Source organism: Streptomyces sp. NPDC001599, from assembly GCF_042893535.1.
Lineage (GTDB): Bacteria > Actinomycetota > Actinomycetes > Streptomycetales > Streptomycetaceae > Streptomyces.
In genome coordinates this window covers 87,170-112,094 of the sequence record NZ_JBIAVA010000013.1, presented here as the reverse complement: position 1 = coordinate 112,094, position 24,925 = coordinate 87,170, and the positions used below count along the sequence as shown (strand labels likewise).

Genomic DNA, 24,925 nt, shown 5'->3' with positions numbered 1-24,925 from the left:
GAGATTCAGTGAACAACGATTCAGGGAGACATCATGCGGACGATCGTGATCGGTGGCGGGATAGCCGGACCCGCCATCGCCCTTGCGCTCCGGCAGACCGGCCACGACGTGACCGTCTACGAGGCGTACGAGGTTCCGGTCGAGGACGTCGGCGCCCACTTCAGCCTGGCGGTCAACGGCCTGCGCGCACTGGACAAGCTGGGCTGCCTGCGCGACGTACAGGCGGTCGGATTCCCCATCGACCGGATGCGGTTCTACACGGCGGGCGGCCACCTCCTGGGCGACGTACCACGCCTTCGGCGCGATGCCGACTCGATGCGCAGCGTCTCGCTCCAGCGCGGACGGCTCGTGGCAGTCCTGCGGCGCGCGGCGCTCGACGCGGGCGTGGAGATCGTCACCGGCGAACGCCTGGTGGGCGCGACGGAGTCGGCGAACAGCGTGGTGGCCGAATTCGCCTCCGGCCGGCGCGACACCGCGGAACTGCTCGTGGGAGCCGACGGCATCTGGTCAACCGTGCGCGGGCTGATCGACTCGTCCGCGCCGCGTGCAGAGTACGCGGGGCTCTACGGGGTCGCCGGAATCTCCACCCTCCCGGGTGTCGAGCCCGGTGTCTGGAACCTCACCTACACGCGCAACGGTGCCTTTGTGTACACCAGCATCGACGAACGAACCCAGTGGTGGACGGCGCAGATCGGGGATCCGGTCAAGCCCGACCTGCGCGGCGTCGACGACGCGCAATGGCTACGGCGGGTCACCGAACTGTTTCCGGAGGCAATGCCGAGGGCCCTCCTCGCAGCAGCGACCTCGATAGCCGCGTCCGGCTGCCTGAACGTCTGCGACCCGATCCAGAAATGGCACAGTGGGCGCATGGTCCTGGTCGGCGACGCCGCGCACCCTGTCGGCGTCGGGCACGGCGCCTCGATGTGCATCGAGGACGCACTGGAGCTCGCGGCGGCGCTGAGCAGCGCCCCGACCGTCCCAGCGGCGCTCAAGGCCTACGACGAGGCACGCCGCCCGCGCATTGACAAGCTGCTCAAGCACGGGCACAACGCCCGTGAGAGCAAGCGGCCCGGCGCCGTGAAGCGACAGATCAACGCGGCGAAGATGCGCGCGCTCCTCCCCTTCTTCGAACGGGCGCAGGGATACCTGTACGACTATGAGCCGCCGTCCCTGTCGGCCGTCGGCGGAGCACAGTCCACCGGGCGCTAGATGTGTGGGGTGGATGTTCACGGGGGTCGGACGGCAACCGGGTGTGGCGCCGCGTCGAGGTCGATGCGGCGCCACACCCGTCGGGAAGGAGGAGCAGTTGCTGAAATCGCGAGTGAGGAAGAACCTGGCCATCGGGCTGGTGATCACGGTCGTCATCGCGGTGCTGTCGGTGGTCGTCGCGGACGACGGCAGCAGGACGGAGGAGTTCAGAAGGTCGCTGACAGTGGGCCTTTTGGTGACGGGGACAGTCACAGGGGGCACCTGGTTGCTGCAGCGGAGGCGTTCGGCGCCGTGACCGGCGTCCGAGCACCGGCCCTGTGGTTGCCGGCGCCGCAACGGCATCGCCTTGTCAGCAGGACCGTGTCCTGCGTGGTGCGGCGAACGAGGCAGCCCGTCACGGGTGGCACGGGCAGCGTTGTCCGGGTAGTCGTATGCCTTGTTGGCAGCTTCGTTCGTTGTTGACGTGCTTGGCGGCCGGGGGCGGGGGCGGGATGCCGACGGCCGCTTCCTGCGGGGCGGCGGCGATGCCGCCGCCCGGGTTCCAGCCACGGTCGACGACCTTCGTCTGCATGATCCAGTCACCGGCCAGCGTCTCGTCGTCTGAAACAAGGAGCGCCGGTCCGCCTGCGTCGGGGCACACCGCCGAGGCACCCAGCGATCTCGAACCTTGATTCGATTACCATCTCCCCCGTGCATGAGAACCCACGTGTTCGGCGACGCGCCCGCTCCCGCCGGGAGCAACGACGTCGCCGCAGGGCCAGGCGACGGCGCATAACGTGGGCCGTGACGTCGGTCGTGATCCTGGTCGGCGGCGGCGCGACCTATGCCATCACCGGGAGCGACTCCGGTGACTCTTCCGCGCCCGCCCGGGCGAAGGCTCCGTCCCCACCGGCGGTCTCGGCCCGGGCGAAGGCAGGCGACGCGCCTGCGGACGCTCCGACACCGCTGCCGTCGCCCGCCCCGGCACAGAAGTCGTTCGACCTCGAACCGGCCCTGGCCCCCGTGACCGCGCTCTTCGGCGACAACCGGATGTCCGTGGCGATGCTGGACGTCGAAACCGGCGCCATGGCGACGTACGGACACGACGCCTTCGACACCGCCAGCATCGTGAAGGTGGACATCCTGGCGACCCTGCTGCTCCAAGCCCAGGACCAGGGGCGGAGGTTGAGCACCGAGGAGCGCGCCCAGTCCGCTGCCATGATCCAGAAGAGCGACAACGACTCCACCAGTGCCCTGTGGACCCGGATAGGCAGTGCCCCGGGGCTCGACGCGGCCAACGAACGCCTCGGCCTGTCCCAGACACAGGGCGGTGAAGGGACCGTCTGGGGCATCACCCAGACCACGGCGGCAGATCAGATACGTCTGCTCCAGTCCGTGTTCGGCGACAAGTCGCCGCTGAGCGAGGCGTCGCGTGCCTACATCCAGGATCTGATGCGGCACGTCGTGGGAAGCCAGACCTGGGGCGTGTCCGCAGCGGCCGACTCGGGCACGACCGCACTGAAGAACGGGTGGCTCAAGCGGACTCAGACCAGGAAATGGGACGTCAACAGCATCGGTCGAATACAGCACGAGGGCCACGTCTATCTGATGGCGGTACTTCTCAACGGCTGCAGCACCCAGGAGGTCGGCATCAGCATCGTGGAGCAGGCGTCGCGAGCGTCCGCTACGGCGTTCTCCCGAAAACTCGGGGAGAAGCCCACCACGTGACGCCCCGGGCAGGTCCGAACCGCCCTCTCGATCCGCTTGGCGCGCCTCTCCGCCGCCTCCCGTTGTGCAAACGCGGCGACCAGCAGCGCGAGCGGATGCCGCGGCGGGCTTGAGTCTCCCCCCGGGAGAGGGCCCACGCTGGCGGACATGAACAGCAATGATCTCGACGAACGCGTCGCCGTGGTGGCGGGCGGCACCAAGGGAGCCGGGCTGGCGACGGCACGGTTGCTGCGGGCGGCGGGGGCGAGGGTCGTCACCATCGCCCGCACGGCTCCGGAGGCGGCCGACGTGGCCTTCGTGCCCGCCGACCTGAGCACACCCGAGGGCGTCGCGACGTCGTCCGAAGCCGTGGCCGAGCTGGTGGGCGTGCCGGACATCCTGGTGCATGTCGTGGGCGGGTCCCGCTCTCCGGCCGGTGGGTACGTGGCGCTCGACGACGAGCGGTGGGCGCAGGAACTGTCACTCAACCTTCTGCCCGCGGTCCGCCTCGACCGCGCGATCGTCCCCGGCATGGTGGCTCGTGGTTCGGGCGCGGTCGTGCACGTGACCTCCATCCAGCGCCGGATGCCGCTGCACGACTCGACCCTGGCCTACGCCGCGGCCAAGAGTGCTCTGACCACGTACAGCAAGGGGCTCGCCAACGAGGTGGCCCCGGCTGGTGTCCGGGTCAACTCGGTCGCTCCCGGCTTCATCCGCACCGACGGCGCCGAGGGTCTACTGGCACGGCGGATGAGTGAGGGCGGCATCACCCGCGAGGCCGCGCTCGGCGAGCTGATGCGAGTACTGGGCGGCATCCCGCTGGGACGGCCCGCGGAGCCCGAGGAGGTCGCCGAAACGATCGCGTTCCTGGTCTCGGACCGGGCCAGTGGCATCACCGGATCCGAGCACGTGGTCGACGGCGGCACCATCCGCACCGTGTAGAACCTCAACCGTCACGACATGGGAGACAGCTGTGCAGGACATCCGTGCCTTCGTCGAGGAGTACGTCGCCGCGGCGACGGGTCCCGACCGCGAGCGCTACCTCGCTCTGTTCCACGACGACGCCGCCGTGCACGACGACGGGCGCAGCCTGAGAGGGCTCGCGGAAGTGCGCCGCTGGCGCGAGGAGACGCCGAACGTCGACTACGACCGGCTGGAAGTGAACGGCAGTGCTACCGGCTGCCGAGCCGTCGCGCAGGTCTCCGGGGACTTCCCCGGCAGCCCGGTCACCCTCCGCTTCGCCTTCGAGCGCGACGCGCGGGGGAAGATCACCGTGCTGACCATCACCCCCTGACCACGCGCGGCCGGACGACGGGCCGCCCACGAGGAGGAGCGCACCATGGCGGAGAGACTGACGATCGGAGAGTTCTCCCGCATCACGCACCTGAGCATCCGCATGCTCCGCCGGTACCACGAGCAGGACCTGCTCGTCCCCGCCGAGGTCGACCCGGACACCGGCTACCGCTACTACTCCCCCACGCAGATCCGGCCGGCGCTGACCGTCAGGCGCCTGCGCGACCTGGACCTCCCGCTGGCGGACCTGCGTCGATTCCTCGCCGCGGAGTCCGCCGACGGGCCGGACGACGGCGCCGCGCAGCAGGTCGTCGTGGCCCATCTCCGACGGCTCGAGGACCGGCTCGGCCGCACCCAGCGGGCCGTCGAAGCGCTCCGGGAACTCCTCGACCCGGAGGCTGAGCGGGCGGTGACGCTGGGGGAACTCCCCGCTCAGCGTGTCCTGGCGGTGTCCCTCGACGTACCGGAGGGAGCCGGCCTCGACTGGTACGACGCAGCCATGCGGGAGCTGGACGCGGCAGCCGGAGAGCGCTCCGTCCTCCCACCGGGCGGTCGGTACGAGCACACGCTGTTCACCGAAGGCCATGGCCGCGCCACCGTGTACCTCCCCCTCGAAGCACCGCTGCCACCGGACGTGCCGGGCACAGTGCACGAGCTGCACCTGCCGCGCCGGACGGCCGCGGTCGCCACCCATCAGGGGCGGCACGACGACCTCGACCTGACCTACGGCGCCGTGGGCTCCTTCACCGCCCGCAACGCCCTGCGCTCGCAGGACCTCGTCGAGGAGGTCTACCTCGTGGGGCCGCGCGACACCGACCGGCCCGAGCGGTGGCGCACCCTCGTGGCGTGGCTGATCGCTCCTCCGGAGAACGGCTGACGGGCGGCGGACGGCGACGTCTGCCGCCCGCCCGGCCGGGGGACCCCGTCGGGGCCGCGGGTCAACGGACCGAGTGGCCTGCGATGGGCCCGCACACGTAGTTGCCCGGCTCGGCGGGGTCGTCGCTGATCCAGAACTGCATCCACAGCGCGGCGAACTCGGACCGGCTGAGGTGACCGTCGGCATCCTGGTCGAGACGGTCGAACACGTCGCCGGTCTCGATGCCCTGCCCGTGCCACAGGTCGATCAGCCGCTGGTGCTCGTTCCTCGAGATGCGGCCGTCACCGTTCTCGTCCACCGCGTCGAAGACCGTGTCGGCCGTGGCGGCCACCGCGTCCCGCATGGTGGGCAGCCGGTCGACCATGGCGAGGAGGTCGTTCATGTCGATCCTGCCGTCGTTGTCCGTGTCGACGGCCTGCGAGAGGTGCTGCCACCACCCCAGCAGCACGTCTTCCACCCGCGCGGCCAGTTCCCCGTCCGACCGCACCCGGGGCAGCCGGCTCCACCGGGTCGCGAGGGCCGCGAAGTCCTCCTCCTCCAGGCAGCCGTCGCCGTTCACGTCGAAGGCGTCGAACATGTCCTGCAGCTTGGTCCGCTGAAACTCACTGGCCATCACAAGCCCCTTCTCTCGCGGTACTGAATGGATGCTGTCCGCGTGCGTCGGCCCCCCAACGGCGTGTGAGAGCGCGAGGGGTCACAACGACGCCACCGAGCGCCCTGGCCGTGCGCCGAGAGCGCCGCCTCCGCCGCCTCCGCCGCCTCCTTCGCCTCCTTCGCCCCGGTCGCGGGCGACGGGCGAGAGTCACCACGGAGTGTCACGATGCAGCACACAGGAACGGCGAAAGGAACTCCATGATCACCAATGACTTCGTCCCCGGCTCCCCTTGCTGGCTCGACCTCGGGTCCCCGGACGTCGCCGGTACGGCGGCCTTCTACGGCGGCGTGTTCGGCTGGACGTACGAGGCCATGGGGGAAGGCGCGGAAGGCGGCATGTTCCGCAAGGACGGCAAGGTCGTCGCCGGTCTCGGCAGGCTCACCGAAGAAGGCGCGCGCTCCGCCTGGATGATCTACTACTCCGTCACCGACGCGGACGCCACCACTCAGGCAGTGCAGCGCGCCGGCGGCACGGTGCGGGTGGCGCCGACGGACCTGGACGACTGGGGCCGGATGGCCCAGTACAGTGACCCGTCCGGTGGTCAGTTCGCCGTGTGGCAGCCGGGCCGGACCAAGGGCGTCGAGCTCGTGGACCAGCCAGGCACGCTGTGCTGGACCGAGCTGTACACGAGCGACGCCGCGGCGGCCAAGGAGTTCTACGGCGGGGTCCTCGGCTGGCAGTTCGGCGACATGGCAGTGCCGGGCGGCGAGGGCACGTACTCCCTCATCACTCCGTCCGGCCTGTCCGAGGACCGCATGCACGGCGGTCTGATGCAGCTCGACGAGCGGGATCTCACCCTGACGGACGGCCGGGCGTACTGGCACCCGGTGTTCGCCGTCACCGACTGCGACGCCGCGGTCTCGGCGGTCACGGCGCACGGCGGCAGTGTGCAGATGGGGCCGGCGGACGCGGAGGGCGTCGGCCGTCTGGCCGTGTGCCTCGATCCGTCGAAGGCGGACTTCGTGGTGCTGGCTCCGACCGCGGGATGACCGCCTGGGCTCGGCGGCCGGGGCAGCCCACGCGGTAGCTGGTCACGTGGCGGGCTCCGGTGACGTCGAGGGGGAGTTCAGACTCTGGTACCGGTCTCCGCCGCCTGCCACCTCGGCCGACTCGCCGATGACAGGCCCACCGGGCACACCCAGGATCGGTGTGATCCTGTCCGCGGCGGAGGCCGACCGCCGCGAGGCCCTGCTGTCGCTGCTGCACATGCGGCACAAGAGGAGCCGCCGACTGCGGTGCTCGACTACCTCGTGCGCCTGTCGCTCGGCACCGTGGACCACCGAGGCGTGGACGTACCGCGCTGGTGGGCCCTGGACGCGCCCCGGATCGGCTCCGAGGCGGCATTCCCCGGCGGCCACCTGAACCTGGGCCTCTCGCACGGCGTCGCCGGGCCGCTGGCCCTGCCGGCCCTGGCCCGGGAGCAGGGCGTGCGGGTGCCGCGGCAGCAGGAGGCCATGGAGGCGACGGCCGGGCTGCTGCGGACCTGGGCGGTCGCGGACCGGTGCGGTCTCTTCTGGCCCGGCTACCTCCCCTTCGCCCAGTGGCAACGGGGACCTGCCGCCTACGACGGCACCGCGAAGTGGCCGGCCTGGCGCTACGGGGCTCCCCGGAGTTCCCGCGCCCTGCAACTGGCCGGACGGGCGCTCGGCCGGGCGGACTTCTCCGACCTCGCCCGCGCCTCGGTGGAGCGGCTGCCGGTCCTCCTCCCCCGGTCGGCCTGGGGCATCGACGACCACGCGCTGTGCCACGGTTGGGCCGGGGCCGTGCACCAGTTCGACCGGCGCAACGAAGCGTGGCAGGACCCAGGGGGCCGGGGCTCCGTCAAGGGACCGCGGCAGCGTGACACCGGAGACGGGCTGCCCCCGCGGTGGCAGTAAGCAGCAGTCTGCCGCGTCGCGTTGTGAGGGTGTGCATGCGGTCAACCTCCTAGAACGGATGGGCAGTCGGCCGCCCGACGGTGCCGGGCCTGCCGACCGGCCCCGCCTTTATGCGGCAGCATTGACAAAGTTTCGCTCTTGCTCATCAATATGTTCTCCAGGGTGCCCCACTGGCAAGAGGTGCGGCGCAGATCCCTTCGGAGGGGAACCATGGGCGCACACACGGCGGTGGCGCCACCGCACGCAGGTGCCGGCACCGCGCCGGGCGAGGCCTCGGCGCCGCGCCGGCCTCGCCGGCCCCGCGACGACCGGAAGGCGGCGTGGCTGTTCCTGGCGCCGGCCCTGCTCGGCTTCGCGCTCTTCTACGCGTATCCGACCGTGCGGGGCATCTACTACTCGCTCACCGACTACAGCCTCATAGCCACGCCCGACTTCGTCGGCGGGGACAACTACGGCCGCCTGGTCGGCGACGAGCAGTTCTGGAACGCGCTGCAGGTCACCGGCTACTACGTGCTGGTGAACATCGTGTCGCAGACCCTGCTGGCGCTGGTCCTGGCGACGCTGATGCACCGTCTGACCCGGTCGGTGGCGCTGCGGGCGATGCTGCTGGTTCCCTGGCTGGTGCCCAACGTGACCGTGGGCCTGCTGTGGATGTGGATGCTCGACACCAACCTCGGCCTGGTCAACCACGTACTGAACTCCCTGGGCATGGGCACCACGGGCTTCTTCACCTCCCCCGACTGGGCGATGCCGAGCGTGGCCGCGGTCAACACCTGGGCCTACACGGGCTACACGGCGCTGCTGCTCTACGCCGGCATGCTTCAGGTCCCGCAGTACCTCTACGAGAGCGCCTCGCTGGACGGCGCCGGTGAGTGGCGGATGTTCACGAGGATCACGCTGCCGCTGCTGCGGCCGGTGCTCTCGCTGGTGCTGGTGGTGTCGCTGATCGGCTCGTTCCAGATCTTCGACACGATCGCGGTGACCACCAAGGGCGGCCCGGTCAGCGCCACGCGGGTCATCTACTACTACATCTACGAACAGGCCTTCACCAACTTCCACATGGGCTACGCCTCCGCCGTGGCCGTGGTGCTCGCGCTCATCCTCGGCGTGCTGACCGCCGTACAGATGCGCCTGCTGCGCGCTTCCCGCTCGGACCTGGCCTGAGGAGCAGACCATGACACGCATCAGGACCAAGGTCTCCCCCGGCCGGATCGCCGCGTGGGCCGTGCTCGTCGTCGCGCTGTTCGCGACCGTCTTCCCCTTCTACTGGATGGTCCGTACCGCTCTGACGCCGGCGGCCGACCTGTACACCGACTCCACCGGGCTGGTCCCGGACCACCCCACAATGATCAACTTCCTTCGGGTGCTGGGGCTGACCAGCCAGGAGGAGGCCGTGGCGGCCGGTGGCTCCGGTGCGCAGGTCGACTTCCTGCGGTACCTGCTCAACTCGGTGGTCTACAGCGGGTTGATCGCCGTGCTGCAAACGCTGTTCTGCGCGATGGCGGGGTACGCCTTCGCCCGGCTGCGCTTCCCCGGCCGCGACGTGGTCTTCGGGGTGCTCATCGCCGCGCTGATGGTGCCCCCGATCTTCACCGTGCTGCCCAACTTCGTGCTGGTGAAGGACCTGGGCTGGCTGAACACCTTCGTCGGCATGGTCGCGCCGAGCGTACTGATGACGCCGTTCGCGGTCTTCTTCCTGCGGCAGTTCTTCCTGTCCGTCCCCCGCGAGGTGGAGGAGGCCGCGATCCTGGACGGCGTGGGTCCGTGGGGGATCTTCTGGCGGGTGGTGATGCCCATGACCCGCGGCCCGCTGCTCACCGTCGGACTCACCACCACGGTGTGGGCCTGGAAGGACTACCTGTGGCCGCTGCTGTCCGGCCGGGACGAGGAGACGCGGGTACTCACCGTCGCCCTCGGCATCTTCCAGCAGCAGTCGCCCAACACCCAGCCCGACTGGACCGGGCTGATGGCCGGGTCCGCCCTCTCCGTACTGCCCGTGCTCGTCCTCCTGGTTCTCCTCGGCCGCCGGCTCGTCGAGTCCCTGAACTTCACCGGCATGAAGTGACCCGCCCCAGCGGAGGCACCGGCTGCCCCCACCGCACCCACGGATCCCGTACGAGCCAGGAAGGCCCCTCGCGATGAGACCCCGACATCTGCGCGCCGGCGCGGCCCTGCTGTGTCTGGCCGCCCTCACCACCCTCGTCTCCTGCGGCAGCTCGGACGAGGCGGGCGACGGGCGGACCACCGTCGACTACTGGCTGTGGGACGACCTCCAGCTCCCCGCCTACCAGGAGTGCGCGACCGCCTTCGAGAAGGCCAACCCGGACATCGCCGTCAGGATCACGCAGACCGCGTGGAACCAGTACTGGCAGAACCTCACCACACAACTCGTCTCCGGCGAGGCGCCCGACGTGTGGACCAACCAGGCCACCTACTATCCGCAGTTCGCCGCCGGCAACCAGCTCCTGGACCTCCAGCCCTACGTGGAGCGGGACGGGCTCGACGTCTCCGCCTACCAGGCGGGCCTTGCCGACACCTGGGTGAAGGACGACAAGCGCTACGGCCTGCCCAAGGACTGGGACACCATGGCCGTCGTCTACAACACCGACATGCTGAAGAGGCAGGGCGTGGATCCCGCCGCCCTGAACGACCTGACGTGGAACCCGGCGGACGGCGGCACCCTGGAGCAGGTGATCGCCAAGGCCACCGTGGACAACGAGGGCCGCAACGGTCTCGACCCCGCCTTCGACAAGAACCACGTGGAGGTCTACGGCTTCCTGCCCGAATGGGCCGACGGTGCCCAGGGCCAGAACGGCTGGGGCAACTTCGCCGCCGCCAACGGGTTCGAGTACCTCGACAAGAACCCCTGGGGCACGCACTACAAGTTCGACGATCCCAGACTCGCCGAGACCGTCTCGTGGTTCCGGCACCTGATCGACAAGGGCTACGCGCCCCGCCTGGACCAGCAGTCGAGCGTGGCCAGGACCGAACTGCTCATCGCCGGGAAGGGCGCCATGTCGCTCGCGGGTTCCTTCACCGTCTCCAGCTTCACCGGTCCCAAGGTCAAGCAGGAGTTCGGGTTCGCGGCGATGCCGGTCGGCCCGGCGGGCCGCAAGAGCGCCCTCAACGGCCTCGCGGACTCCGTCTGGGCCGGCACGGACCACAAGGAGGAGGCGTGGAAGTGGGTCAAGTACCTCGCGTCGGCCGACTGCCAGGACCGGGTCGCCGCGCACGGTGTCGTCTTCCCCGCGCTGAAGAGCTCCACCGAGAAGGCCCTCGCCGCACACGAGGCCGACGGTGACGACGTGCGCGCCTTCACCGATGCCGTCGGGACGAAGGGCGTCACCTTCCAGCTTCCCGTCACCGAGCACGGCACCGAGATCAGCCCCCTCGTGCAGGACGCCATCCAGTCGGCGATCCTCGGGCAGGAGGACGCCGCCGACGCCCTGGAGTCGGTCAACGGCAAGGTGAACGACCTCTTCGACTAGGCGCCGGTGCTGACCTCCCCGTACCGCATGCCCCACTCGTACCGCACGTATCGCAACGCAAGGAGACCCATGGCCCAGCTCGTAGAACTCGGCGGGCGCACCCTCGCCGTCGAGCTCGAAGGCGACGCACCGCCCCGAGCCGTGGAAGGCGGCCTGCTGCTGCCACCCGGCCGGACGGCCGTGCTCCACGGTCTCGGGGACGCGCTCTTCTACCGTCACGGCCACAACTCGTGGAGCCCGTGCGGCTGGCGCCGGCTCTCCGAGGCGCCCCTGCGGATCGAGAGCGCCGAACGCCGTCTGACCGCCGACGACACCGTGTGGGACGATCCCGCCCGACACCACTCGTCCGCCGTCGCCGCTCTGGAGGGGCCGGACGGGCGGGTGCTGCTGCTCGGTGCGCTCGGCCTCGACGTCCCCCGCCTGACCGCCGACCGGGACACCCTCGCCGGGTGGTACGAACGTGACGGAGCGCCCTGGTTCCTGGCCCTCGGCAGCGAGGAGGAGGTCTTCGCCGCCTACGCACGGCACCTGGGCGACCGGCTCGGGCGCAGCGACAAGCGGGCCGGGAACGTGTGGTGCAGTTGGTACGCGTACTACGAGAACATCACCGAGGAGCAGCTCACCAAGGACGTCAGCGCGCTGCGCGGCCTGCCCTTCGACGTCGTCCAGGTCGACGACGGCTGGGAGCGGGCGGTGGGCGACTGGGAGGCCAACGACCAGTTCCCGTCCGGGATGCGGGCGCTGGCCGAGCGGATCACGGACGCCGGGCTGCGGCCCGGACTGTGGATCGCCCCGTTCATCGTCCTGCCCGACTCCCGTACCGCCCGGCAACGGCCGGAGCTGCTGCTGCGCGACCGGCGCGGCGAGCCGGTGGTCGCCGGGCACAACTGGGGCGCCGGCTACTGGGCGCTCGACCTCACGCTGCCCGCGGCGCAGGAGCACCTGCGCGAGACGATCCACCGGGTCGTCCGGGAGTGGGGGTTCACCTACCTCAAGCTCGACTTCGTCGGCGCCGGCGCCGTGTCCGGCGTGCGCTTCGCCGACGTGGGCCGCGAGGAGGCCTACCGCACCGGCCTCTCGATCGTCCGGGAGGCTGCGGGCCCGGACGCCTACCTCCTCGGCAGCGGCGCCCCGCTGCTGCCCTCGCTGGGGTTGGTCGACGCCATCCGCAGCGGCCCCGACGTCGCGCCGATGTGGGAGCACTACGCCACGCAGGACCCGTCCGACGCACTGGCCCGCAACGCCGTCGTCAACACGGTGCACCGGTTGTGGCAGTCACCGCTGCTGGAGGTCGACCCGGACGTCGTGTACTTCCGCAGCCGCCTGAACCTGCTGTCCGACCAGCAGCAGGGTCTGCTGCGTGACCTGGCCGACGTCTGCGGGTTCCGGGCCGTCTCCGATCCGCCGGGGTGGCTGCGCCCGGAGGAACTGCGGGCGATGGAAACGTACTTGACCGGCCGCCCTGAGGTACGCCGGCTCGGGCGCTACCGCTTCGCGCTCGACGGCCGGGAGGTGGACTTCGGCGCGGCCGTGGCACCCGGCGACGAGCAGCGCTACCCCATCGGCTGACCTCGTACCCGCACGCGGCCACCGCCATGAATTAGTAAACTCTTCAGCAATATTCGGCGGTGGCCACCGCAACGCCTCCAGGGAGCACCAACATGGCGACGACCGGAACGGACATGTCCCGGATGCGCGAGATGAACCAGCTGTCCATCGTGGGAGCACTGCGCGGCAACCCGCCGTCCACGGTCACCGAGCTGGCGTCCCGCTCCGGCCTGTCCCGTCCCGCGGTGGACGTGCTGGTGCAGGCCCTGGTCGCCGACGGCTGGGCGGAGGTGGAGGAGCCGGGGGCCAGCAGCGTGGTGGGACGTCCCGCCCGCCGGTACCGGTTCAGGGCCACCGCCGGGCACGTGCTGGGCATCGACATCGGCGTGCACAAGATCCTCGTGATCCTCAGCGATCTCGAGGGGAACCTGGTGCGCACCGTGCGCCATCCGGCCGCCCCGGAGGCGGCGCCCGCGCAGCGGCTGGCGGCGGTGGACCGGGTCGTCGACGAGGTGCTGGCAAGCGCGGGCATGGCACCGGCCGACATCTGGGCGGTGACCGTCGGGGTGACCGGTCCGGTCGACGGCAGCGGCCGGACCTCGCTCTCCAGTCCGCTGCCCGGCTGGAGCGAGGCCGACCCGGCCGCCCACCTCGGCGGCCGGTTCTCCTGCCCCGTGCAGGTGGAGAACGACTGCAAGCTGGCCGCCGTCGCCGAACGGTGGCGGGGCGTCGCGCAGGACGCCGACGACATCGTGTACCTCCTCGCCGGTCTGCGCACCGGCGCCGGTCTCATCCTCGACGGCACCCTGCGCCGGGGCCACGGCGGCGCCGCGGGAGAGATCGGCGCGCTCAAGGCCGTACGGTGGCTCACGGCGCCCGACCACCTGCAGACCTGCCCCGGCATGCCGGCGACCGCCGCGGAGGGCGAGGCCGCGGCCTGGGTCTTCCAGGCCGCCCGGGACGGCGACCGGGACGCCCGGACGGCCGTCCGGCGCTACACCCGCGACCTCGCGGTGGGGGTGGCCGCCCTGGTGCTCGCCCTGGACCCCCAGGTCGTCGTCTACGGCGGCGGGTTCTCCCGGTCCGCCGACGTGGTTCTCGATCCCCTGCGCCGCGAGCTGACCAAGCACTGTCTGCGGATGCCGGAGCTGCGCGCCTCGACGCTCGGCGACGAGAGCGTGGCGCTGGGGGCGGTGCGGCTGGCCCTGGACGAGGTCGACAGCCGGCTGCTGAGCGACGGTCTGGCGGCGCCGACCGCGCCCCGACGCTGACGGCGGGGCCTCGGGCACGCGCCCTACGCCCGGCGCCCGGCGCCCGGCGCCCGTACGCAACACCCAACAGGAACGAAGGGACAGCCCAGTGAGCACCCGTGATCAGATACCGGACCGGTCCTTGCGCGTCGGCGTCGTCGGCGTCGGACAGCGCGCGGACATGGCCGCGCTGGTGAACCGCTCCGGTGCCGCCCGGATCGTGTCCTGCGCCGACCCGGACCCGCGGGGCCAGGAAGACGCCAGGCGCCTGTTCGGCGCGGACGTCGTGGTGCACGACCGGTACGAGCGGATGCTCGACGACGAGCTGGACGCCGTGTTCGTCCTCACCCCCGACCATCTGCACACCGAACCCGCGCTGTTCTTCCTCGCGGCGGGCGTGGCGGTGTTCGTGGAGAAGCCGCTGACCATCACCGTCGCCGACTGCGACGCGCTGCTCCTGGCCGCGTTCCGCTCCCGCACCCGGCTCTACGTGGGCCACAACCTGCGTCACCTTCCCGTGCTGCGCCGGATGCGCGAGCTGATCGACGACGGCGCGGTCGGCCGCGTCCGTGCGGTGTGGTGCCGCCACTTCGTCGGCCACGGCGGGGACTTCTACTTCAAGGACTGGCACGCCCAGCGGGCCAACACCACCGGGCTGCTGCTGCAGAAGGGCGCCCACGACCTCGACGTCGTCCACTGGCTCGCCGGGGGCTACTCCCGCAACGTGGTCGCCCAGGGTGCGCTGGCCGTCTACGGCGACAACCCGCGCCGGGCCACGCAGGAGACCGTGCCGCCCGGTCAGCGCATGCCCGACTGGTTCGACCCGGACGTCTGGCCGCCGTCCGCCCTGCGCGACCTCAATCCCGTCGTCGACGTCGAGGACATCAGCATGATGCTGGCCCGCCTCGACAACGGCGTCCTCGCCAGCTACCAGCAGTGCCATTTCACGCCGGACTACTGGCGCAACTACACCGTCATCGGCGACGAGGGCCGCCTGGAGAACTTCGGCGACGGCATCGACGGCGACTGCGCGCGGATCGACGTCTGGAACCGGCGCCGCTCCGGCTACCGTGCCGACGCCGACCTCTCCGTTCCCGTCGTGGCGTCCGACGAGGAGACGCACGGCGGCGCGGACCGGGCGCTCGTCGAGGAGTTCCTGCGCTTCGCCGCCGCCGGAGGCCCGACCGAGACCTCACCCGTGGCCGCCCGAGAAGCGGTCGCCGCCGCGGTCGCCGCCACGACCTCGCTGCGCTCCGGCAGCACACCGGTCGACGTTCCCCCACTCGACCCGGCGATCGTCCGCCACTTCGAGCAGCACCAGCCCGCCGGGGGTGGAAGCTGACCATCCGGAGAAGGCCGCACCGCTCGACGGCGTGGCCGAGCGCCAACTCGACGCCACAGGATCTTGACCCCAACCAAGCTTGAGGTCAGACGATCTCCTGAAATGGTCCGCAAGAAGCGGAGCTCGGGGATGAGGGGCAGGCCAATGGCGACAGTGACCGAATGGATCAGGAAGAACTCCCATGTGCTCGTGAACAGGACGCCTGACGAGCCACTGGACGATCTGCGGCCGCTCGCCCCGCTGGTGCGGGACGCCAGGATCGTGGCGCTTGGAGCAGCTGCCCGGCAGACACACGAGTTGTCGGCCGTGGCGCATCGCATCGTGCGGCTGCTGGTGGAAGAAGAGGGGTTCCGCTCCCTCGCTCTGGAGGGCGACGACCCTGGCCGCCTCGGCCTGGACGTCCATGTCGCCACCGGTGAGGGAGACCCCCGTGCGATGCTGGGAAAGGCACGGCCGTTCTGGCAGACCTCCGAGATTCTCGATCTCGTCCACTGGATGCGGTCCTACAACAAGCGTCACCCGGCCGACCCGGTACGTTTCGCGCAGTTCCCTGCCGAACCGGTGCGGCACACCACACGGCTCGATGGTCTGGCCGAACTGGAACGCACGCTGGCCGACGGTGTGGACTGGTGGCAACAGCTCACCGGCGACAAGGTCGTCTACTGGGGCGGTATGGCGCACACCGCCGTCGGCGCCCCTCGAACCGTGTCCCCCTCCGAGCCCCTGGAGTCGCACCAGAATATGGGCGGATACCTGCGGGAACGTCTGGGACCGGACTACCGGTCCGTGGGCCTGACCATGGCGCATGGGTCCATCGGCCAGCCACTGCCCGCGCCACGCCCGGACTTCGTCGACAGCCTGCTGCATGCGGCCGCCGAGAACAGGGCGGGATACCTCCTGGATCTGGGCACGTCGCAACCCCAGCCGATCCGCCGCCTCCTGGACGTCCCGACGCGCACGCGGCTGATCGGCCCGTTCTACGACCCCCGGGATGATGCGTCCTACCACATGTCGGGCGGGTCACTCGCGAGCTGGTTCGACGTCGTCGTCCACACGCAGGAGGTGACACCGTCCCGGCCCCTGCCCTGATTCGCTTTCCTCCGTGTTGGTGGCCCCGCAGGACACGTTGATCGCCGACGCCGTGCGATGCCCCGGGGGCCGGCTGGTCTTCCTGTCCTCTGCTCGAGAGCGGCGGCTGTTTGTCTGTCGGCACGTGTCCACCACGAGTCCTGCGAGGACGGTCCATCATGACCATGCAACCCTGGTTCAACGAGGCCAAGCTGGGCATTTTCGTGCACTACGGCATCTACTCGGTCGAGGGAGTGCCCGAGTCCTGGGCCCTTTTCGACCGGGTGGTGCCGCACGAGCAGTACATGCGCCAACTCGACGGCTTCACCGCCTCCGCCTTCGATCCCACCGCCTGGGCCGGGCTCTTCGCGCGTGCCGGGGCCGGCTACGCCGTGCTGACGGCACGGCACCACGACGGAGTGGCCCTGTGGGACACGCGGTTGAGCGACCTGAGCGTGGTCGGGCGCACCCCCGCGGGACGCGACCTGGTCGCCGAGTACGTGAGCGCGATGCGCGAGCGGGGCCTCAGGGCCGGTCTGTACTACTCGCACTCCGACTGGAACCATCCGGACTACGCATCGGTACGGCACCCCCGGCCACCGCATCCCGAACTGGTCGACAGCCCCTACGTCTCCCCCGCCCCGGGTGCCGAGGACCCACGTGCCTGGGAGCGCTACCACGACTACCGGGACGGCCAGGTGCGCGAGCTGCTCACCCGGTTCGGGCCGGATCTGCTCTGGTTCGACGGCGAGTGGGAGCGCTCGGCCCAGCAGTGGCGGATGTCGGAACTGGCCCGGGTGATCCGTGATCTGGCACCGGACACGGTGTGCAACTCCCGGCTGCTCGGCCACGGCGACTACGCCACGCCCGAACAGGGCCTGCCGATCTCGGCGCCGGAGACCGACTGGGAGTTGTGCCTGACGGTCAACGACTCCTGGGGGTACCGGCCCCAGGATGTGAACCACAAGACCGTGGGGCAACTCGTGCGGTACTTCGCGGAGACGATCGGCATGGGAGGCAACCTCCTGCTCAACGTTGGCCCGCGCGCGGACGGCACCATCACTCCGGAACAGGCTCAACGGCTCGAGGGGCTGGGCGACTGGATACGGCGCCACTCGGCGGCCGTCCACGGCACCGGGCGGGGCCTGCCGCCGGGACACCACTACGGTCCGAGCACCCTCTCCCCCGACCGCCGTACGCTCTACCTCGTCTGCTTCGACCCGCCGAGCGAGACCGTCTGCGTGCGTGGCCTGCGCAACGCCGTACGCCGGGTCAGCGTCCTGGGCACCGGGAGGGAACTCGCCCACCGGCGCACCGGCGGTCTGCACGACGTCCCCGGAGACCTCTGGATCGAGGCGCCCGCACCGGCGGACCTCGCCCCGCACGGCAGCGTCCTCGCCCTCGAACTCGACGGCGAACTGGAGCTGTACACCGGTCCGGGCCGCGCGTGAGACGGGCGCCGCGCGCGGCGCCCTGTCAGGCGATGCCGGGCCGTTGAGGCCGAGCGGGTGGACCCGGCCGGGTCAGCGTCTGCGACCGGCGTGCAGTTCCAGCCGCTCGGCTTCGAAGCGCGACCGGAAGTCGCGGTCGTGGGAGACCGCGACCACCGCTCCCTGGTAGGCGGCGAGCGCCGCCTGGAGGTCCTCGACCAGGTCGAGTGCGATGTGGTTGGTCGGCTCGTCGAGGACGAGGAGGTCTGCGGGCCGGGTGACCAGGGTCGCGATCTGAAGCCGCCGCCGCTGCCCGACGGACAGGGCGGCGACCGGAACGTGCAGATCCTGCTCGCGGAACAGGCCCAGTGACAGGAGCTGTCCGGCGTACTCGTCCGGCAGCCCGGGTCGCCCGGCGGCGAACGCGGTCAGCAGCGGCAACCGTATGGCGTGCGCGGGCAGTTCCTGGGCGAGGTAGCCGATCCGGGCCGGGCGGCGCACCGTGCCCGCGTCCGGCCGCAGGTCGCCCGCCAGCACGCGGAGCAGCGTCGTCTTGCCCGCGCCGTTCTCGCCCGTGACAAGGAGGCGCCCTCCGGGCTCGATCGCCAGGAGCCCGTCCAGGCGCAGCCGTTGCCCGACCCGTACGTCGGCAAGCTCGGCGAGTGTGCCCTGCGCCGGGCCGTCGGCTGCCGAGGGCAGTGCCGTCGTGAACCGGAGCGGTTCCGGCGGCTTCGCCACCGGGTTGCGCCGCAGCCGGTCCAGGTGCTCCCGCACCGAGCGCACCTGCCCGCCGAGCTTCGCCTCGCTGGAGCGGCGGTGCTTGCCGAAGCCCTGCTTCGGGTCGCGGCCGGTGGTGTTCAGCCGCCGGGCGGCGGCCTCCAGCAGTTCCTCCGCGGCGGCCACCTCCTCGGTCCAGTCCGCGTACCGCTGCTCCGCTCCGCGCCGGGCGGCGGCCCTCGCGGCGCGGTAGCCGGCCCACCCGTCGCCGTAGCGGCGGACGGTGCGCTCGTCCCGGTCGACCTCGAGGATCGTGGTGGCGATGCGCTCCAGGAAGCCGCGGTCGTGCGTGACCGCGACGACGGTGCCGCGGTGGGCGCGCAGGTGTTCCTCCAGCCAGCGCACGGCCGCCGCGTCGAGGTGGTTCGTCGGCTCGTCCAGGAGCAGCAGTTCGGGTGCGGCTGCCAGGGTGCAGGCGAGGGCGAGGCGCGACTGCTCGCCGCCGGACAGGGAGCCGAGCAGACGCTCGCGGGTGATCCGGGCCAGCCCGAGTCCGTGCGTGGCGGCAGCCACCCGGGCGTCCGCCTCGTATCCGCCGCGCTCCTCGAAGGCGGTCAACAGTTCGCCGTAAGTGGCGAGTTCCTCCTCCGACGCGTCGGCGAGGGACTGCTCTGCCGCACGGAGCCTGCGCTCCATGTCGCGCAGGTCGCTCAGCGCGAGGTCGACGGCGTCCTGTACGGTGCGGTCCGCCTCCAGGCCGAGGGTCTGGGCGAGGTGGCCGGTTCCGCCGGGGAAGCGGACGGTGACCTCCCCGGCGTCCGGCGTCTCGACCGAGGCGAGCAGCCGCAGCAAGGTGGACTTGCCGGAGCCGTTCTCCCCGATGACGGCGACCTTCTCACCCGGCCGGACGGTGAAGGAGACCTGGTCGAGGACGATCCGGGTGCCGTACGACTTGGTGACGGACCTGACGGACAGCTGTGCCACAGCGGTGGTGGGCAGGGCGGTATGGGCGCGATCGCGCATGGGGCTTCCCTGTGCAAACGAAGGGTCTACGGGCAGCAGAAACGACGGCAGTGCCGTGCCCGGACTCAGACGAAGAAGAGGAAGGCCATGCCTTCACCATAGCAAGACGAAGCGTCTCGCCTCAAAGTGACCGGTCTGCGCTCTTGTGGAACACAGTCCGAAACGGCGCCCAGAATCAATCATGGGCGGACCTGCGGGTCACCTGCACCTGAGCCGCCCTCGGACGGAGCCGGGCGCCGGTCCCGCCGCTGCCGGCCCAGGCAGAAAGTCCTACGGTCGGACCGTTCCGGTTGGTGCCACTCAGCGGTCTTCCGTGGCGGGAGGGAGAGGGCTCCGGGCGAATGGGGCCAAGGCAGTGATAATCGGCGTCGTGAGCGGTCAGGAGCCCGAGGAAGCGACGCCGAGCCTCTCTGCTCGGAGCACGGTGCGATGGCGGACCTTCGTGCAGACCGAGACGAGCAGTGCGGTGTTCCTGCTGGCGGCGGTCGCCGCCGCCCTGGTCTGGGCGAATGTGGGTCCGCACTCCTACGACGCGGTGTGGCAGGCCCGGTTCACCGTGGGATTCGACACGCACCACCTGTCGCTCACCGTGCATGAGTGGATCAACTCGGGGCTGATGAGCCTCTTCTTCTTCGTGGTGGGCCTGGAGGCGCGGCGGGACTTCGACGTGGGAGAGCTGCGCGACCGACGCTGGCTGCTGCTCAGCGCGATCGCCGGTCTGGGCAGCATGATCGTCCCGGCCCTGGTCTTCGTCGTCGTCAACGCGGGGCGGGAATCGGTGCACGGCTGGGGCACCGCCATGTCCACCGACACCGCGTTCGCGCTGGGCGTCCTGGCAGTGTTCGGGTCCCGGCTGCCCGCCTCGTTGCGCGCGTTCCTGCTGTCGATCTCCGTCGTCGACGATCTGGTCGCACTGCTGGTCATCGCCGTCTTCTACAGCGACGACATCCGCCCGCCCGCCTTGGTGGTCGCCGTCTGCACGCTGCTGGCCATCGCCTTGCTGCGCCTGGCAGGCTTCCGCAGGGCCCCGTACTGCGCGGTGCTGTCGGTGGTGGTGTGGGTGGCGCTGCACGAGGCGGGGGTCGACCCGGTCGTCGCGGGTCTGGCCGTGGGTGCCCTGGTGGCGGCCTACCCCGCGCCCCGCGGGGATCTGGAACGGGCGAGCCGGCTGTTCCGGCTCTTTCGCGAGCAGCCGACGCCCGCACTGCACCGCAGCGCCGTCCAGGGGTTGGATGCGGCGATCTCGCCGAACGAGCGGCTGGAGCAGCGGTTCCTGCCGTGGGTGAGTTTCGGCATCGTCCCGCTGTTCGCCCTGGCCAACGCCGGTATCGAACTCTCCGGCTCCGTCCTTGCCGACGCCTTCGCCTCGCCCATCACGCTGGGTATCGTCTTCGGCTGCGTGGTGGGCAAGGTCGTCGGCACGGTCGGGTCCATGGCGGCCGCTCGCCTGCTCTCGGGTGGACGGCTGCGCCCGAACGTGGGCTGGGGATCGGTGACCGTCGGCGGGGCGATCGCCGGGTCGGCGTTCACCGTGTCGCTGCTCATCGCGTCCCTGGCATTCGAGGGTGCACAACTCGAAGAGGCACGGATCGGCATCCTGGTCACGTTGGCCGGCGCGTTCCTGACCAGTTGGGCGGTGACCGCGGTGATCGGTCTGCTGCCGGAGAGACGCCGGGCGCGGGCCCTGCTGGGCGACGTCGACCCGCTGACGGACCTGGCCGTGCCCGTCGACAGGCGACACGACCGCATCCGCGGGCCGGAGAGCGCGATGGTGACGGTGCTGGAGTACGGGGACTTCGAGTGCCCGTACTGCGGGCAGGCCGAACCAGTGGTGCGGCACCTCCTCGGCCAGGAGAGCGACGTTCGCTATGTGTGGCGGCACTTGCCGCTGAGGGACGTTCATCCCAGGGCCCAGCTGGCCGCGGAGGCCTCCGAGGCCGCTGCCCGGCAGGGCCGCTTCTGGGAGATGCACGACCTGCTGCTCGAACGGCAGAACGCCCTCAGTCCACCGGACCTGCTGCGCTACGCCGGTGAGCTCGGTCTGAACGTCGAGCGCTTCCGGCAGGACCTCAAGGACCATCACGGTGCCCGGCGGGTGGCGGAGGACGTCGACTCGGCGGATCTGAGCAGGGTGTCCGGGACGCCCACGTTCTTCATCAACGGGCGCCGCCATCACGGGGCCTACGACATCGCCGCGCTCACGCGGGCTGTGGAGCTGGCCCGGCAGCGTGCGCTGGCCGGGTGATCCGGGGCGGGTCGGGTGGGTGCCCACCGGTACTGGCCCGTGGGGCAGACGTCGGACGCCGACCTCAGGAACCGAGGTCGGCGTCGACAAGACGTGGTGGTGACTAGAACGGGGGGTTGAGGCAGGCGATGAAGGATCCGCCCGCGGTGTAGAGCGGCCACCGCATCTCGCCACGGGTCGCCGGACCGTAGTCGCCGTCTGCGCTCACGCCGAGTCGGTTGGCCTGGAGCCACCGGACGGCATCTTCCGTGCCGGTGCCGTAGGATCCGTCCGCCCCGCCGGTGGCGTTGATCCGGTTGGCGGCGTAGGTGCCGCTGTAGCACGAAAGGATGGCTCTCTGCAGCGCCGTTACGGCGTTCGAGCTGCCCGTCTGATATTCCATGTAGCAGCTCAGGCCGTTACCGGTGCGGGCGGGGATCTTGTAGTGATTGCCGGGTACGCCGCCACTTCCCAGCCCGTCGGTGCGCTTCACCGTCGTGTTGCACGGACCGTAGGCGGCATGAGCGGGCGCGGTCATCATCGGGCTGGCCGTCAGGCCTGCGGCGAAGAGGAGAGCCAAAGCTCCCAGCACTCCGATCCGCACGCGGAGCGTCGTCGGTACTCGTTGCACGATGCAATCCTCCCGGTCGGTGATGGCGTCTCGGTGACGGCCTCGTCCATGGACCTTAGAGTCATCGTGAGCTTCGGACTTTGTCGTCCGTGCAGGGCAATGTGTCAGTGGCGCACCGCCGCGCGTTGACGCCGTATCGGTCGACGGCGTCCGCCCGGCGAAGCCGTTGCGCGGCGAGATCGGATCCTGCCAAGCTGACGGGGGGAGCTGTCCGTGTCGGGGAGGGCGCTTGTGAGGGAACGGGCCGAGGGACGGTCAGGCCGGCTGTACGACCGGCGCAGACGGATGTCTGACTCATGAGCCCGGTTCTGGACACCGCGTTCATACCGCCGCGCGACCGGGAGGAAGTGGTCCGGAACGCCGTGTGGGAATCCGTGGTGGCGGTCGACATCGATCACCGTCCTCCCGCTGAGGACCTGTCCGTCCGTATCGGGCTCGGCACCGTCGGACCTCTCAGAATCTGTTCGGCACGGGCGACCGCGGTCACGATCCGTCGTACGGAACGGCTGGCCCGGGAGGACGAGGAGCCCGCCGTCTTCCTCGGCCTGCAGGTGACGGGAAGCAGCCTCGTGGCGCAGAACGGACGCGAGTGTGTACTGGGACCGGGCGAATTCGCCGTCTACGAATCGATCGCTCCCTACACGCTTCTCTTCGACGAGGGAGTCGACCACCACTTCCTGCGCTTCCCCCGCGCGGCACTCGCGCTCCCCGACCGGCTGCTGCGGGACACCAGCTCGGTCGCCCTGGGGCCCGACAATCCCCTTGCGCGTCTCGCCTTCACCTACTTCTCCCAACTGGCCGCCAGCGACGCGTTGCACCAGGGTGTGCACGCGGACGCCGTCGTGGAGCCCAGCGTCGAACTCCTTCGCGCCGTCCTGACGACCCAGCACGGCAACTCAGGCCTTGCCAAAGGCCCGTTGGAGTCAACGCTCGGCCTGCGGATCACTCAGTACATCCGGGCACACCTGGCCGAGCCCGATCTGTCGGCGGCCCGGATCGCTGCCGCACACGACATCTCCGTACGTCATCTCTACGCAGTACTGTCCGGGTTGGGCATCAGCCTGGGCGACTGGATCCGTACCCACCGGTTGGCGGAGTGCAGGCGAGAGTTGTCCGGGCCGAACGGCCGGCTGCGGACCATCGCGGCGATCGGACGAAGGTGGGGCTTCGTGAACGCGACCCACTTCAGCAAGGTGTTCAAACAGGCGTACGGGCTCTCGCCTCGGGCCTGGCGCGACCAGAACCACTCCCGCCCCTCCGGGTGAAGGACGACAACTCCCTGCGCGGCAGGTGGGATTCAGGGATCCTGGGTGACCGTGACAGAACATTTGAGCGACACCACTTCGGACAGTGAGACGAAAGCGCTTCTCCGGGTCCTGGACGGACAGCGACGGCACGTTCTCGGCATCCTCGACGGGCTCGACGCGAAGGATCTCCGACGGTCCGTACTGCCTTCCGGATGGCACTGCCTGGGGCTGGTCCAGCACTTGGCGCTCGGTGTGGAGCGGTTCTGGTTCCGAGCGGTCGTCGCGGGGAACGAGGAGGTCATCCACGGTCTGACGAGCGGCGACGAAGCATGGCGGGTGGCTACGCAGGCGCCGGCCGTCGACGTGCTCGACCGATATCGGCGGGAGGCGGAACTCGCCGATGCCGTCATCACCGCCACGCCCGCCGACGCCCCGTTGGCCTGGTGGCCCCACGACCTGTTCGGTGCACCGCACCTGCACACCCTGCGCGACGTCCTGCTGCATGTCATCACCGAGACCGCGTGCCACGCCGGCCACCTCGACGCCGCCCGTGAGCTGATCGACGGACGCCGGTGGCTGGTCCTTACCTCGTGAGATCGAGGACGGCCTTGCCGTGGAGGCGCCGGTCGAGCAGAGCCTGTACGGCCTCGGAGTGACGCGTCCAGGGACCGCGCCAGCTGATGCCCGGATCGAGGCGGCCTGCGGCGATCTCTCCAGCCAGCCAGGTCAGATCACCGGAAAAGTCGGCGGTGGGGTCACCGAGGAGGAAGAAGGTGCGGATCGAACGCTCATGCCGTCCTCCGTCACCCAGCAGGGCCTCCGGTGACAGCACCACGTCGGCCTCGGAGGAACGGCCCACGCTGTAGAGGACACCGCCGGCCGACAGGGCGGCGAAGGCGTCGACGAGGTACTGTCCGCCGACGTTGTCGAGAACGGCGGACACGGACTGGCGCGCGGCGGCCGGCTCGGGGAGGACTTCGTGGGCGCCCAGGGCGCGCAGCCCGTCCGCCTGGGCGGGGTTCCGGCTGATCGCCACGACGTGGGCGCCCGCGCGGGCGGCCAACTGGACGGCGTAGCGGCCGACGCCGCCGGACGCACCGGTCACCATCACGCGGCGACCGAGCACCGGTCCCATCCGGCGCAGCACGTGCAGGGCGCTCAGCCCGGCGACGGGCACCGTACTCAGTGCCCCGGAGTCGGCGTCGTACGGTGCGGTTCCGATCCGGTTGGCGGGTACGGCGCGCAGTTCGGCCCAGCCGGCTTCGCCGAGCGTGACGACCCTCTCCCCCTCGGCCGGCCCGGAGCCGTCGGCAGCCGCTTGGACGACCACCCCGGCCGCGTCCCAGCCGAGGACGGTTCC

22 protein-coding genes and 1 pseudogene are annotated in these 24,925 nt (G+C 70.7%); 19 read left to right on the top strand and 4 right to left on the bottom strand.

Translation table 11 applies throughout. The annotated features are described in order from the left end of the window. The first annotated feature begins 33 nt into the window (after positions 1-33). The 6 genes from ACFYZ3_RS28795 (at position 34) to ACFYZ3_RS28770 (ending at position 5,065) form a co-directional block, all read left to right on the top strand. The gene (locus ACFYZ3_RS28795) at positions 34-1,209 is read left to right on the top strand and encodes an FAD-dependent oxidoreductase (protein ID WP_388523518.1); all 1,176 of its coding nucleotides are present in this window, start codon (positions 34-36) and stop codon (positions 1,207-1,209) included. Between the two features lie 97 nt (positions 1,210-1,306). Beyond that, a complete protein-coding gene (locus tag ACFYZ3_RS28790; RefSeq protein WP_388523515.1) occupies positions 1,307-1,504 on the top strand; it encodes a hypothetical protein in 198 nt (65 codons plus the stop codon). A gap of 395 nt (positions 1,505-1,899) precedes the next feature. Then, complete coding sequence (locus ACFYZ3_RS28785; RefSeq protein WP_388523512.1) at positions 1,900-2,916, top strand: serine hydrolase; 1,017 nt, start codon at positions 1,900-1,902, stop codon at positions 2,914-2,916. Positions 2,917-3,063: 147 nt separating this feature from the next. Beyond that, positions 3,064-3,837 carry an SDR family oxidoreductase gene (locus ACFYZ3_RS28780; RefSeq protein WP_388523509.1) on the top strand — a complete coding sequence of 258 codons (774 nt, stop codon included), beginning with the start codon at positions 3,064-3,066 and terminating at the stop codon, positions 3,835-3,837. A 31-nt stretch (positions 3,838-3,868) separates the two neighbouring features. After that, positions 3,869-4,189, top strand: coding sequence for a nuclear transport factor 2 family protein (locus ACFYZ3_RS28775; protein ID WP_388523507.1), 321 nt, complete (start codon positions 3,869-3,871; stop codon positions 4,187-4,189). 45 nt (positions 4,190-4,234) lie between these two features. Beyond that, the gene (locus tag ACFYZ3_RS28770; protein ID WP_388523504.1) at positions 4,235-5,065 is read left to right on the top strand and encodes a MerR family transcriptional regulator; all 831 of its coding nucleotides are present in this window, start codon (positions 4,235-4,237) and stop codon (positions 5,063-5,065) included. 61 nt (positions 5,066-5,126) lie between these two features. On the opposite strand, the gene ACFYZ3_RS28765 is transcribed toward ACFYZ3_RS28770, so the two are convergent. After that, positions 5,127-5,678, bottom strand: a complete 552-nt coding sequence (locus ACFYZ3_RS28765) for an EF-hand domain-containing protein (protein WP_388523502.1) — start codon at positions 5,676-5,678, stop codon at positions 5,127-5,129. A 239-nt stretch (positions 5,679-5,917) separates the two neighbouring features. On the opposite strand from ACFYZ3_RS28765, the gene ACFYZ3_RS28760 reads away from it, so the two are divergent. The 10 genes and pseudogenes from ACFYZ3_RS28760 (at position 5,918) to ACFYZ3_RS28715 (ending at position 17,744) form a co-directional block, all read left to right on the top strand. Then, positions 5,918-6,709: a VOC family protein gene (locus ACFYZ3_RS28760; protein WP_388523499.1), complete on the top strand. Its 792-nt coding sequence runs from the start codon at positions 5,918-5,920 to the stop codon at positions 6,707-6,709. 228 nt (positions 6,710-6,937) lie between these two features. Next, positions 6,938-7,522: pseudogene (locus tag ACFYZ3_RS28755) on the top strand (lanthionine synthetase LanC family protein); the annotation flags it as partial. Between the two features lie 285 nt (positions 7,523-7,807). Beyond that, positions 7,808-8,761: a carbohydrate ABC transporter permease gene (locus ACFYZ3_RS28750; protein ID WP_388523496.1), complete on the top strand. Its 954-nt coding sequence runs from the start codon at positions 7,808-7,810 to the stop codon at positions 8,759-8,761. Between the two features lie 10 nt (positions 8,762-8,771). Next, positions 8,772-9,662, top strand: a complete 891-nt coding sequence (locus tag ACFYZ3_RS28745) for a carbohydrate ABC transporter permease (protein WP_388523493.1) — start codon at positions 8,772-8,774, stop codon at positions 9,660-9,662. Positions 9,663-9,735: 73 nt separating this feature from the next. Next, the gene (locus ACFYZ3_RS28740) at positions 9,736-11,085 is read left to right on the top strand and encodes an ABC transporter substrate-binding protein (RefSeq protein ID WP_388523490.1); all 1,350 of its coding nucleotides are present in this window, start codon (positions 9,736-9,738) and stop codon (positions 11,083-11,085) included. Positions 11,086-11,154: 69 nt separating this feature from the next. After that, the gene (locus ACFYZ3_RS28735; RefSeq protein WP_388523487.1) at positions 11,155-12,654 is read left to right on the top strand and encodes a glycoside hydrolase family 36 protein; all 1,500 of its coding nucleotides are present in this window, start codon (positions 11,155-11,157) and stop codon (positions 12,652-12,654) included. 92 nt (positions 12,655-12,746) lie between these two features. Next, positions 12,747-13,904, top strand: a complete 1,158-nt coding sequence (locus ACFYZ3_RS28730; protein ID WP_388523484.1) for an ROK family transcriptional regulator — start codon at positions 12,747-12,749, stop codon at positions 13,902-13,904. An 88-nt stretch (positions 13,905-13,992) separates the two neighbouring features. Next, positions 13,993-15,225, top strand: a complete 1,233-nt coding sequence (locus tag ACFYZ3_RS28725; RefSeq protein ID WP_388523481.1) for a Gfo/Idh/MocA family protein — start codon at positions 13,993-13,995, stop codon at positions 15,223-15,225. Between the two features lie 144 nt (positions 15,226-15,369). Next, positions 15,370-16,314 carry an erythromycin esterase family protein gene (locus ACFYZ3_RS28720; RefSeq protein WP_388523478.1) on the top strand — a complete coding sequence of 315 codons (945 nt, stop codon included), beginning with the start codon at positions 15,370-15,372 and terminating at the stop codon, positions 16,312-16,314. Positions 16,315-16,472: 158 nt separating this feature from the next. Then, positions 16,473-17,744, top strand: coding sequence for an alpha-L-fucosidase (locus ACFYZ3_RS28715; protein WP_388523475.1), 1,272 nt, complete (start codon positions 16,473-16,475; stop codon positions 17,742-17,744). 72 nt (positions 17,745-17,816) lie between these two features. On the opposite strand, the gene abc-f is transcribed toward ACFYZ3_RS28715, so the two are convergent. Continuing rightward, positions 17,817-19,463, bottom strand: coding sequence for a ribosomal protection-like ABC-F family protein (abc-f, locus tag ACFYZ3_RS28710; protein ID WP_388523472.1), 1,647 nt, complete (start codon positions 19,461-19,463; stop codon positions 17,817-17,819). Positions 19,464-19,833: 370 nt separating this feature from the next. Between abc-f and ACFYZ3_RS28705 the strand changes: the two genes are divergently transcribed. Further along, entirely contained in the window at positions 19,834-21,708 is a 1,875-nt protein-coding gene (locus ACFYZ3_RS28705; protein WP_388523469.1) for a Na+/H+ antiporter NhaA, read from the top strand. A 103-nt stretch (positions 21,709-21,811) separates the two neighbouring features. Here ACFYZ3_RS28705 and ACFYZ3_RS28700 read toward each other — a convergent pair whose 3' ends face one another. Beyond that, positions 21,812-22,318, bottom strand: a complete 507-nt coding sequence (locus ACFYZ3_RS28700) for a peptidoglycan-binding protein (RefSeq protein WP_282089401.1) — start codon at positions 22,316-22,318, stop codon at positions 21,812-21,814. A gap of 296 nt (positions 22,319-22,614) precedes the next feature. On the opposite strand from ACFYZ3_RS28700, the gene ACFYZ3_RS28695 reads away from it, so the two are divergent. Both ACFYZ3_RS28695 and ACFYZ3_RS28690 read left to right on the top strand, forming a co-directional pair. Continuing rightward, positions 22,615-23,583, top strand: a complete 969-nt coding sequence (locus tag ACFYZ3_RS28695; protein WP_388523467.1) for a helix-turn-helix domain-containing protein — start codon at positions 22,615-22,617, stop codon at positions 23,581-23,583. A 51-nt stretch (positions 23,584-23,634) separates the two neighbouring features. Continuing rightward, positions 23,635-24,159: a DinB family protein gene (locus ACFYZ3_RS28690; RefSeq protein WP_388523464.1), complete on the top strand. Its 525-nt coding sequence runs from the start codon at positions 23,635-23,637 to the stop codon at positions 24,157-24,159. Here the strand turns inward: ACFYZ3_RS28690 and ACFYZ3_RS28685 are convergent. Further along, on the bottom strand, positions 24,149-24,895 hold the full coding sequence (locus ACFYZ3_RS28685; protein ID WP_388523461.1) for a zinc-binding dehydrogenase: 747 nt from the start codon (positions 24,893-24,895) through the stop codon (positions 24,149-24,151). The two genes, ACFYZ3_RS28690 and ACFYZ3_RS28685, sit on opposite strands and share 11 nt — an antisense overlap. Positions 24,896-24,925 lie beyond the last annotated feature (30 nt).

What these genes read in the sequence shown, in the direction of transcription:
- ACFYZ3_RS28795 (WP_388523518.1), top strand. Translation starts at nt 34, where the DNA reads ATGCGGACGATCGTGATCGGTGGCGGGATAGCCGGACCCGCCATCGCC.
- ACFYZ3_RS28780 (WP_388523509.1), top strand. Translation starts at nt 3,064, where the DNA reads ATGAACAGCAATGATCTCGACGAACGCGTCGCCGTGGTGGCGGGCGGC.
- ACFYZ3_RS28770 (WP_388523504.1), top strand. Translation starts at nt 4,235, where the DNA reads ATGGCGGAGAGACTGACGATCGGAGAGTTCTCCCGCATCACGCACCTG.
- ACFYZ3_RS28765 (WP_388523502.1), bottom strand. Translation starts at nt 5,678, where the DNA reads ATGGCCAGTGAGTTTCAGCGGACCAAGCTGCAGGACATGTTCGACGCC.
- ACFYZ3_RS28760 (WP_388523499.1), top strand. Translation starts at nt 5,918, where the DNA reads ATGATCACCAATGACTTCGTCCCCGGCTCCCCTTGCTGGCTCGACCTC.
- ACFYZ3_RS28750 (WP_388523496.1), top strand. Translation starts at nt 7,808, where the DNA reads ATGGGCGCACACACGGCGGTGGCGCCACCGCACGCAGGTGCCGGCACC.
- ACFYZ3_RS28745 (WP_388523493.1), top strand. Translation starts at nt 8,772, where the DNA reads ATGACACGCATCAGGACCAAGGTCTCCCCCGGCCGGATCGCCGCGTGG.
- ACFYZ3_RS28740 (WP_388523490.1), top strand. Translation starts at nt 9,736, where the DNA reads ATGAGACCCCGACATCTGCGCGCCGGCGCGGCCCTGCTGTGTCTGGCC.
- ACFYZ3_RS28735 (WP_388523487.1), top strand. Translation starts at nt 11,155, where the DNA reads ATGGCCCAGCTCGTAGAACTCGGCGGGCGCACCCTCGCCGTCGAGCTC.
- ACFYZ3_RS28730 (WP_388523484.1), top strand. Translation starts at nt 12,747, where the DNA reads ATGGCGACGACCGGAACGGACATGTCCCGGATGCGCGAGATGAACCAG.
- ACFYZ3_RS28720 (WP_388523478.1), top strand. Translation starts at nt 15,370, where the DNA reads ATGGCGACAGTGACCGAATGGATCAGGAAGAACTCCCATGTGCTCGTG.
- ACFYZ3_RS28715 (WP_388523475.1), top strand. Translation starts at nt 16,473, where the DNA reads ATGACCATGCAACCCTGGTTCAACGAGGCCAAGCTGGGCATTTTCGTG.
- abc-f (WP_388523472.1), bottom strand. Translation starts at nt 19,463, where the DNA reads ATGCGCGATCGCGCCCATACCGCCCTGCCCACCACCGCTGTGGCACAG.
- ACFYZ3_RS28695 (WP_388523467.1), top strand. Translation starts at nt 22,615, where the DNA reads ATGAGCCCGGTTCTGGACACCGCGTTCATACCGCCGCGCGACCGGGAG.